Annotated in this window: 7 protein-coding genes; all 7 read right to left on the bottom strand. The window is 70.9% G+C overall.

Features of this window, described 5'->3' with window-relative positions; genetic code table 11:
* Positions 1-130 precede the first annotated feature (130 nt).
* Positions 131-349: an MbtH family protein gene (locus AB0P41_RS28040; protein ID WP_356710585.1), complete on the bottom strand. Its 219-nt coding sequence runs from the start codon at positions 347-349 to the stop codon at positions 131-133.
* Between the two features lie 477 nt (positions 350-826).
* The gene (gene proP, locus AB0P41_RS28035) at positions 827-2,332 is read right to left on the bottom strand and encodes a glycine betaine/L-proline transporter ProP (protein WP_356710584.1); all 1,506 of its coding nucleotides are present in this window, start codon (positions 2,330-2,332) and stop codon (positions 827-829) included.
* Positions 2,333-2,609: 277 nt separating this feature from the next.
* Positions 2,610-5,408 carry a hypothetical protein gene (locus AB0P41_RS28030; RefSeq protein ID WP_365934794.1) on the bottom strand — a complete coding sequence of 933 codons (2,799 nt, stop codon included), beginning with the start codon at positions 5,406-5,408 and terminating at the stop codon, positions 2,610-2,612.
* The gene (locus AB0P41_RS28025; protein ID WP_356710580.1) at positions 5,405-6,517 is read right to left on the bottom strand and encodes an AAA family ATPase; all 1,113 of its coding nucleotides are present in this window, start codon (positions 6,515-6,517) and stop codon (positions 5,405-5,407) included. Before AB0P41_RS28025 ends, AB0P41_RS28030 begins: the two co-directional genes overlap by 4 nt.
* Positions 6,518-6,567: 50 nt before the next feature.
* On the bottom strand, positions 6,568-7,983 hold the full coding sequence (locus tag AB0P41_RS28020; RefSeq protein WP_356710578.1) for a VWA domain-containing protein: 1,416 nt from the start codon (positions 7,981-7,983) through the stop codon (positions 6,568-6,570).
* A complete protein-coding gene (locus tag AB0P41_RS28015) occupies positions 7,980-9,371 on the bottom strand; it encodes a hypothetical protein (RefSeq protein WP_365934792.1) in 1,392 nt (463 codons plus the stop codon). The genes AB0P41_RS28020 and AB0P41_RS28015 overlap by 4 nt, the downstream gene beginning before the upstream one ends.
* On the bottom strand, positions 9,371-9,874 hold the full coding sequence (locus AB0P41_RS28010) for a hypothetical protein (protein ID WP_365934790.1): 504 nt from the start codon (positions 9,872-9,874) through the stop codon (positions 9,371-9,373). The genes AB0P41_RS28015 and AB0P41_RS28010 overlap by 1 nt, the downstream gene beginning before the upstream one ends.
* Positions 9,875-9,935 lie beyond the last annotated feature (61 nt).

Genomic DNA, 9,935 nt, shown 5'->3' with positions numbered 1-9,935 from the left:
GGGGTATCGATACCTGATCACACCTGATCGATTTCGCTCGAACGGGAACGACATCGATCGGAGCGGTGCCTCGGCAAGCCACTCGGCCCGGGGAGCGGCGGGCAGCGCCGCCGGCGGCCCTGCCGCAGCCCTATCCGGCGTCGGCCCCCATCGATCGCACCAGGCCGGCGGGCCGCATGTCGGTCCAGGCGCCTTCGATCACGTCGAGACACTCCTGACGCGACCCTTCCGGACCGGCGGCGCGCCAGCCGCCCGGAACGTCGATATGTGCGGGCCACAACGAGTACTGACCCTCGTCGTTCACCAGCGCCACGAACCGTCCCGACTCGTCATCGAAAGGATTGGTCACGGCCGTCCCCCCACTGTTCTCACTCTTTTCACGACACGTTCATCAGGTCTGTACGGGCGTACCGCTCCGGTCGTTTTCCGCGACACACCATCGAGCCCCCGCCCCCGCGGTGCGGCACCGGGCACGCGGAACGGAGATACGTTCCGTCTCACATTCCGTCAACATACCGGTGTCCACGCAAGGGTTAACCCGACGTCACCCGCTCACGGCAATCACATTAGAGGACCCGCGGCAACGAACGGCGTGTATTCGCCTGATTACTTACAAGTACCCGCTCTGCCGGCGCGGAGCGCACCCGCCCGGGGTATATGCCAACCGGCCCCCGTTCGAACATATCCGGCCACGAGATGTCCGCTCGGTGCGGGTACTGCTTGATATACACCACACGGTTTCGGATAACCTCCGGCGTGCGCCCGCGTACTCCTGTTCCGCACACGAATCGCGGCAAAGCTTCCATGCGCCGGGTGCGCGCCCCTGTCAGCCCTTACCCCCGCCCCCGCCTCCCGGATGCCGCATCCGGATCCACACGTCGCGCGCCTGTCTGCCCGCGCGTGTCCTGCTGCGGGCGACGAGGGTGCGCGCCTGTTCCGGGGTCTCCACCATGGGGCCGGAGCCGCGCAACGGCTTGCCCGCCGTCTCGTGGAGGAAGAAGGTCGCGACCAGCCCGACGGCACCCGCGACCATCAGGTAGTACGCCGGGATCATGTCGTTGCCGGTCATCTCGACGAGGGCGGAGGCGAACAGCGGCGTGGTCCCGCCGAACAGCGACACGGAGATGTTGAAGGCGATCGACAGGGCGCCGTAGCGCAGGCGTGTCGGGAACAGCGCCGGAAGCGTCGAGGCGGATGTCCCCGCGAAGCAGACCAGCAGCAGCCCGAGCACCCCACAGCCGATCGCCGGCAGCAGGATGCCGCCCTGACGGATGAGCAGGAAGGCCGGGATGGCGAACACGATGAGCGCCACGCTCCCGGCCATGAACACCGGGCGTCGGCCCCAGCGGTCCGAGGATCTGCCGACCGTCGTGATGCTGAGCACCACGAGCAGCATCGTGCCGAGGACCAGCAGCTGGGAGGTCGTCTCCGGCTCGCCGAGCGTCTCGGACATGTACGTCGGCAGGTAGGAGGTCACCATGTAGTTCGTGACGTTGTAGAGCAGCACCAGGCCCATGCAGATGAGCACCGCCTCCCAGTGCCCGGTGAAGATCTCCTTGAGCCGGCCCTTGCCGGACTGGCGGGCCTGTTCGACGGGGTCACCTTCGGACAGGGCCTCCGCCTGCGCCTCCTCCTCCCGCTGGAAGGCAGGGGTCTCCTCCAGCTTCAGCCTCATGTACAGACCGATCAGGCCGAGCGGGCCCGCGACGAAGAACGGGATCCGCCACCCCCAGTCCGTCAGGCCGTCCGTGCCGAGCACCGCGGTCAGCACGGTCACCAGACCGGAACCGAGCGAATATCCGACGAAGGTCCCGAAGTCCAGCCAGCTGCCGAGGATCCCCCGGCGTTTGTCGGGCGCGTACTCCGCGATGTACGTCGTGGCGCCCGCGTACTCGCCACCTGTCGAGAAGCCCTGCACCAGACGGCACAGCAGGAGCAGGAGCGGGGCGGCGAAGCCGACCGCCGCGTAGGTGGGGAGGAAGCCGACGGCGAAGGTGCTCGCCGCCATCATGATCATGGTGATCGCCAGTACCTTCTGCCGCCCCACGCGGTCGCCGAGCGGCCCGAACACGAGCCCGCCGAGCGGACGCACGACGAAGGCTGCGGCGAAGGTCGCGAAGGTCGACACGACCTGCGCACCCGGCGAGCTGGACGGGAAGAAGACCTTGCCCAGGGTCCCCGCGAGGTAGGCGTAGACACCGAAGTCGAACCACTCCATGGTGTTGCCGAGCGCCGCCGCCGTGACGGCGCGGCGCACCTTCGGCGGATCGGTGACCATCACGTCCCCGGCGGCCAGGGACTTCTTGCGCCGCCGCAGAAGGGTCCGCACCATCCGGTCCGTCGCCGACCGCTCGCCCTGTTGCCGGAGGACACGTGGCCGTTGTCCCGGTCGGTGCATGAGAACGCTGCCCTCCGCTGTAGCCCTGCCCCTCCGCCGTGCCGCATGACGCCGGCTGTCTTTCCGACAGCCCTACCTTCCCCGCCCACGCGGCGGGACGCCGCGTGACTGTGCCGTAGGAGTGAGCCGAGGACCCCGTACGGGGGAGGCCGCCGGCCCGCGTGGGCCGTTCTGGCGGCACACGCGAGCTCCGGGCCGCTCCCCCGCTCCGTCAGACTCCCGCCAGCAGCACCTCCAGTGCCGCCGCCGTCTCCGGGTGGCGGCCGACGAGTACCGCCCCGGAGGGGGCCGCTGCCTCCGCGTCCCAGGTGCCCTCGCAGCCCAGCAGTCCCGCCACGCTGTCGCAGGTCTCCGGGTGGACTGCGAGCAGCGCGGCCCGCCGGGCACTGCCGCCGCCGGCCGCCACCGGCGTGGTCGTCGTCTCCGGGGCGCCGCGCCACGGCGGGACCCAGGCGTCCAGCGCGGCCAGGCGGCCGGGGAAGACGCGTCCGGCCTCGCGGATCAGCAACGGGGCCAGGTCGGCGCCCTCGGCCCGCAGGGTGGTGATCAGGGACGGGAGCCAGGGCAGCAGCACCGGGTCCGGCAGCCGGGCGAAGGCGTTCGAGACCGCCTCCACGACGAAGTCGGCCAGCTGAGGCACCGGCTCCAGGGCGTGGAGGAACCCGCTGAGGTAGTGCGGGTAGGCCGGCACCACCAGCGGGTCGGCCAGCAGTCCGTCGCAGCGCTCCCTCAGCTCGGCGCGCGGGAGCTGCCCGAGGTGCACCTGGGCCGCCCACAGCAGGGCCACTCGGGAGGGCTCCTGCGGATGCGACTGCGCGAAGGCCAGGTCCAGCTGCGTCCGGTCGCAGCCGAGCGACAGTGCCAGGCTCTCCATGCTGAAGAGGAACCCCAGCATCGCGGCGACCTGGCGGACGGTCGCGTCCTCGTCGGTGAACGCCGTCGGCAGGAGCGTGCAGTAGTGCGCGTACCCCGTCTTGGCGAAGGACTCGATCCACGACGGCAGCACCGGCCGGCTGATGCGGTAGTACGCCAGGAGCCGGCGCACCCTGCGCAGGACCTCGGGCGCCCCGTCGACGCTGCGCTCGGTGGCCAGCACATCGAGGGCGCGGGTGCCCAGCTCGTCGGCGAGACGGCCGCTGCGCAGATGCAGCACGGCGTCCTCGACGGCCGCGAGGACCTGCGCCGTGGTGGCGTTCGGGGCGTAGGCCGCGCGGCGCAGGCGCTGCTCCAGGACCTGCTCGATGCTGACGCCCTCGTAACCGAGCTCGATGAGCGCCCGTTGGTGGGTGCCCAGCGCCAGGTCCCAGGACTCCTGGACCGACTGCTTGCCGAGCTCCCGCTCGCCCATGATCGGCCGTGCGGCGCCGTGGGGCATGAGGTGGCGCAGCATCCACAGCACGTCGGAGCACTGCCGCAGCTCCGGCCGGGACGTCATGTCCAGCAGGGCTCGTTGCACCCCGCGCTGCTGGAGCTTGAGATCCAGCGGGGCGAGGCGATCGTGGACGTCGCGGGCGAGGGGCGGCAGGGCGTCGTAGCCGACCTGGCCGATCCGGTCGCCGCCCATCAGGATCTCCACGAGGCGGCGGACATCGCGCCTGCCCGGCACGGTCTCCTTCTCGATGCAGGTGACCGCCGCGTCCTGGAAGTCGTACGGCGTGGGCCTGGCCCGGTCCCGCATGCCGGCCAGCAGGATCGACGTCTCGAACACGGCGATGGCGTCCGCTGTCGAGGCGAGGTAGCCGTTGCGGCGGGCGGAGCGCACGATCTCCACCGACCAGCCGAGGAGTTCGGCCTCGTCGAGCCGGTCGAGGGCGGGCGGGGTCCGCAGGAAGCCGGAGAGCCTGTCGGAGGGTGTTTCCGGTGTCGCGGGGGCGGCCGGTGCGACGGCCTTCCTCGGTTTCGCCGCCTTCCTCGCGCCCGCCTGCCCCACGAGCCGGTACGGCTCCACCCGGGTGCGCTTGACGTTCTTCGCCCACTGGGTGGCGGCGATCGACACGGACCCGGCCGCGAGTCCGAACTGCGCCTCGATCGCCGCGTGGCTCGACGGGATCAGGCCGTGCTGCCAGGTGCTTGCGCTCGGCGGGGTGATCTCGAAGGTGTCACTGCCGTGGACCCCGAACTCCTCGACCCGGCTGGACGCGTGGAACGCGCCGCAGACGTAGAGGCAGTCCTCGGGGTCCGTACCGGTCGTGGCGAGGTGTTCGCGCATACGGGTCCACATGTAGCGCTCGCGGTCCTCGTCCACCCGGACCCGGTCCGTGTCGCCGGGGGCCAGCCGGCGGAACAGGCTGCCGATCAGGAGCATCACCTGGCGGTAGGTGTCGTGGTCGCTGTCGCCGAGCGGCAGTTCGACGTACTGGTGCCACCACTCCGACCAGTGCCGCACGCGGCCGTGGTGCAGGAGGTGTTCCTCCAGCTCCGCGAACCGGGGACGCAGGTCACCGATCTCGACCCCGACGGCGTCGCCGTGCAGCGCCGCCTCCTCCTCGGCGGGTGGCGCGTCGGGGTCCGGGGGCTCCGTCGCGCCCGCCTGCCACTGGAACACGTGGTCCGAGGACCGGTCGACGAGGACCAGCTCGACGCCCGGGGTCTCCAGTGCGTAGGCGATGGCCTGGTACTCGGCCGACGCCTCGGTGATCGGAGCGACGACCGACAGCGGCGCCCATTCCGCGGGGAAGCCCTTGACCTCGCTCGCGAACGCCTGGACCGCCACGGGGAGCCGGCAGTTCCGCAGCTCCGGCAGGAGCGGCGCCATGTCCTCGCACAGCTCCAGATACACCACCTTCGGCTGCTTCTCCCGCAGCCGCCGTGCCATCGCCACCGCGGACGCGGGCGAGTGATGACAGACGGGGAAGATCTCCAGCGGCTCGCGCACGGCCCGGTCGACGTCGTCGACGATGCCCAGGAGGATGCCCTGCAGCGCGTCGGGCCCGTCGGCGAACTCCGTCGCCGCCTGCTCGAGTTGTCCCCGCAGCGCCTCGAAGGGTGTCCCCGCGCTCAGAGCGCTCACGACAGGGTGGCGATCGCGTCGCGGCCGCCCTCGAGGAACTCCGGCCACGAGCCGCCCTCCTTCTTGCTGCGCGGCTCGACGACACCGTGCAGATACTTGTTGAGGATGGCCAGGTCCTCGGGCTCGCGCCGCGCCAGCGATCCGACGAGCGACGAGGCGAGGGCGCGGGCGGTCAGCGCGCTCTCGCCGAAGAAGTTGCTGTGCAGGATCGCGTCCTCCAGTACGCCGATCTGCTCGGCGCTCGACAGCGCGGACTCCAGCTTCTCGTCGTCGCTGCCGGCGCGGGCGGCGGAGGCCCGCAGGTCGGCGAAGCTCTGGAGCAGCACGTCGAGCAGGGTAGGCGGGACGTCCAGTTCGATCTGATGGCGGCGCAGCAGTTCCTCGGTGCGGAAGCGGACGATCTCCGCCTCGCTCTTCTTGTTCGTCACCACGGGGATCCGGACGAAGTTGAAGCGGCGCTTGAGCGCTGAGGACAGGTCGTTGACGCCCCGGTCGCGGCTGTTGGCGGTGGCGATGACGGAGAAGCCCGGCCTGGCGAAGACGATGTTGTCGCTGTCCATCTCGGGGACCGAGATGTACTTCTCGGACAGGATCGAGATCAGCGCGTCCTGTACGTCGCTGGTGGAGCGGGTGAGCTCCTCGAAACGGCCGATCGCTCCGGTCTCCATCGCGGTCATGATCGGTGAGGGAATCATGGACTCCCGCGACTGGCCCTTGGAGATCACCATGGAGACGTTCCAGGAGTACTTGATGTGGTCCTCGGTGGTGCCCGCCGTCCCCTGCACCACGAGGGTGGAGTTACGGGAGATGGCCGCGGAGAGCAGCTCGGCCAGCCAGCTCTTGCCCGTGCCCGGGTCGCCGATGAGCAGCAGACCGCGGTCGGAGGCCAGCGTGACGATGGAACGCTCGACGAAGCTGCGGTCGCCGTACCACTTCTGGGAGATCTCCCGGTCGAGGCCGTCGGAGCGCTCGGATCCCAGGATGAAGAGGCGGACCATCTTCGGCGACAGGCGCCAGGAGAAGGGCTTCGGGCCGTCGTCGACCGACTCCAGCCAGTCCAGTTCCTCGGCGTACTTGATCTCGGCGGGGGCGCGCAACAGGTCGGACATGGGTGTGCCTTTCGAAGAAGGGGGGTTCGACTGCACCGGGCCGGGGGGCCTCAGGTGAGGAAGGTCTTGAGCTCGTGGACGAGCTTGCGTATGTGGCCGGAGAGGACGGGTGTCCCCTGGTCCTTGAAGCGCTCCCGGAACCACGGGTTGACGCCGGCGCGCCCGGAGCTGGTCACGGAGCCGACCGGGATGAACTTGGCCCCGGAGCGGTGGATGGCGGCCATGCTCTCGAACAGAGGCTCGGTCTGCCATTCGTAGAAGTCCGAGATCCACACCACGACCGTGTTGCGGGGTTCGGCGATCTTCGGCTGGGCCAGTGCCATGGCGACCGTGCCGTCGGTGCCGCCCCCGAGGTTGGTGCGCAGCAGGGCCTCGAAGGGGTCGTGTGCCCATGGAGTGAGGTCGAGCGCCTGGGTGTCGTACGCGATGAGGTGGACGTCCACCTTGGGCAGACCCGCGAAGATCGAGGCGAGGATGGTGCAGTTGACCATCGAGTCCACCATCGAGCCCGACTGGTCCACGACCACGATCAGCCGCTGCGGCGTGGTCTTACGCGCGGTGTGGCGGTAGAAGAGGCGGTCGACGTAGAGCCGTTCCTCCTCAGGACTCCAGTTGGTGAGGTTCTTCCAGATCGTGCGGTCCAGGTCGAGGTTGCGGAAGACCCGCTTGGGCGGGACCGAGCGGTCCAGGGCTCCGACGGTGGATTTCTCCACCTGTGTGCGCAGCACCTCGGCGACCTCGTCCACGAAGCGGCGGATCAGCGCCTTGGCGTTGGCCAGGGCCACACCGGAGAGGTTGTCCTTGTCACGCAGCAGTTGTTCGATCAGCGACATGCTCGGTGTCAGCTGTCCGGCCAGCCGGGGGTCGGCGAGCACCTCGCGCAGCCGCATCCGCTTGACCAGGCCGGCCTCGATGGAGCCGAGCTCCGGGCCGATCTCCGGGACGAGGCGGCTGAGATCGGGGGTCCGGCCGCCGCCGCCCGTCCCCGTGGGGCTGACACCTGTTCCTCCGGCGCGCCCGCCGCGCAGTTCGCCGGGCTTGCAGCCGAGCGCGCGCTCCAGCCATCCCGCGTCGGACTGCCACCGGGAAAGCCGGCCGGCCGTGACGGTGCCGGGAGGATCGTGGAAGACGTTCAGCAGCACCTTCGACACGAGCGCGGCGCGCCGCACCTCGGCTGCCCGGTCGCGGGCGTCGGGATCTCCGCCGGCCTCCGCCTCCGGGACCATCAGCCCGTCGAACTCGGCGGAGAGCTCGGGATGGCGCTGCACCACGGAGTCGACCGAAGCCTGTGGATCCAGCAGCTTGGCCGGCAGGCCGATGTCCTCGACCACGGCGAGGCTCGCCGACTCCAGGGCCGGGTGCTCCTCGTGGTCGAAGAGCCGGGCGAGAAGGCGCCAGTACATGACCTGGCGGCGGTTGTCGTGCGAGGGCTCTCCGGTCACCTCGGGACTCTGCTGTCCGGTCATTTCCGCAGCAGCCTTCCCGCGCGCTCGCTCAGCACCTTCGCGGCGTCGGTGGCCGCCTTCTCCGCTCTGGCCCCGGCCTTGTCGGCTGTCCCTCCGGCCCACGCCCCCGCGTGCAGCGACGTCACCTTCTTCCGCACCGTGGTCTCGACGGCGAGCGGCTGTACGCCGAATCTCCCGGCGTCCCAGCGGATGAGCGCGATGCACGCCCCGGACCTGGCGACGGCGTCGGGCGTGAGCGGCCCGGCGGCCGGGATGCGGTCCGTGTCCACGGCCAGTTCGGTTCCGGCGACGGTGAAGGTCAGTCGGCCGTCGTCATCCGTGCGGGCGGTGTAGCCCTCCAGGAAGACGGGTACGGCGATGCGCGCCGGATGCCGGTCCAGAGGCGCGGTCACCGGGGCGGTCGCGGTGGGCAGTGCCACGCGGGCCGTGGCGAACGCGTCGGCCGGCTCGCCGGGGCGGGCGTGCTCGTCGCTCCAGAGGAGGTCGCCCTCGGCCGTGACCGGCATACCGTCGAGGACCATCGAGCGGCCCTCACCTGCGGCCGTGAGGAGCGACATGTGCGGGCGCAGCAGCTGCCAGATCCCGGCTCCGAGAATCGTGTCGGGTTTTGGTACGGACACGCTGGCGCGCACGAGGCGGGGCGCGGTTCCGTCCGCGGGCTCGAACACGGCGTGCACCTGCGCCTGTGCGGCGGTCGCGTGCTCCTGTACGTCGATGCCGAGGGGCAGCAGGCGGCCGTCGGCGGTCCCGACTGCCGGAGTGACGGCCGCTCCGGGCACCGTCAGCAGCATCCCGCGCGACCAGAGGTCGGCCCAGCGGCGTACCGGAAACCGTTCCGCCGAGGCACCGGGACAGGAGGCGGCGAGTTCGGCGGCGAAGCCGTCGAGGAGGGCGGCGAGGCGGCGCAGGGACGGGTCGGGAAGCATCGCGGACACGACCTCCGCCGCCCCGGACACCACCTCGTGGTCGAGTCCCTGCCATCCGCAGCGCGCCAGATCGGAGAGCCAGGCGCGGGCGGCCGTCAGCAGATTCGCCGTCGGCTGTCCACCGGCGGGCTTTGCGGTCTCCGCGCCGGGTGAGCGGCCGGCCGCCTCCTCGGTCCGGGTCAGCAGCGCGTCGTGGACGGAGCCGAGCAGCGCGGTCCGCGCGGCGGCCAGGGCCAGGAAGTGGTCCTCGCCGGCCGCTCCGGCCGCCGCTTTCCCGGCCGCCTCGGCGACCCTGGCGGCCAGGGGTGTCCCCACCACGGCGCCGGCGAGCCGTGCCGGGCCGGCGGCCTCGGCGTGCTGGGGGCGGAGCAGGCCGGTGACGAGCGCCCGGTCGAAGGCGTCGACCGCCTCCAGGGCTTCGTCGAGTCCGTCGACGGGTTCGGTGAGCAGTCCGGCGTGCATCACGCCACCGCCCGGGTCGGCGGGAAGAAGTGCATCTCGGGCAACGGAGCGGTGACCGGGGCGTGTTCGAGGTAGGCCAGGTGCCGCAGGAACCGGCTGAAGACGGATGCCGCGGCCTTCGTCGCGTCCGCCTGGGGGCGGGTGCTCCTCATGGCCGAGGCCAGCGCGGCCCCGTCCACCTCCCCCTCCGGCACCTCGGCCTTCAGGTAGCGGACGACGCGCTCGGCACCGTACTGCAGGACCGCCTCGTTGATCAGGGCGCCGATGTGGTTGCAGAACGATCCGCGCGCACCGCCGCAGGGCCGGTTGTTGTTGGTGCTGCAGGCGAACGCGTAGCTCCCCGTGGCGACGGACGAGACGTAGACCCGGCCGATGTCCGAACCACTGGACACCACACCTTGCAGGCGCCCGTCGGCCAGCTCGACGAACGGAACCTTGGCGAGCTTGCGCGGCCGCGCGGGCGGTATCACCCGTGCCGTGCTCGACCTCTCCCAATCGGACAACGCGCCATCTCCAATGCACAGCTGAGGGGTTGTCGCCGCCGGACCGGCGGAACACGACTGA

The organism is Streptomyces sp. NPDC079167 (assembly GCF_040686735.1).
Classification (GTDB): Bacteria; Actinomycetota; Actinomycetes; order Streptomycetales; family Streptomycetaceae; genus Streptomyces.
This window is presented reverse-complemented; position numbering and strand designations above follow the sequence as displayed.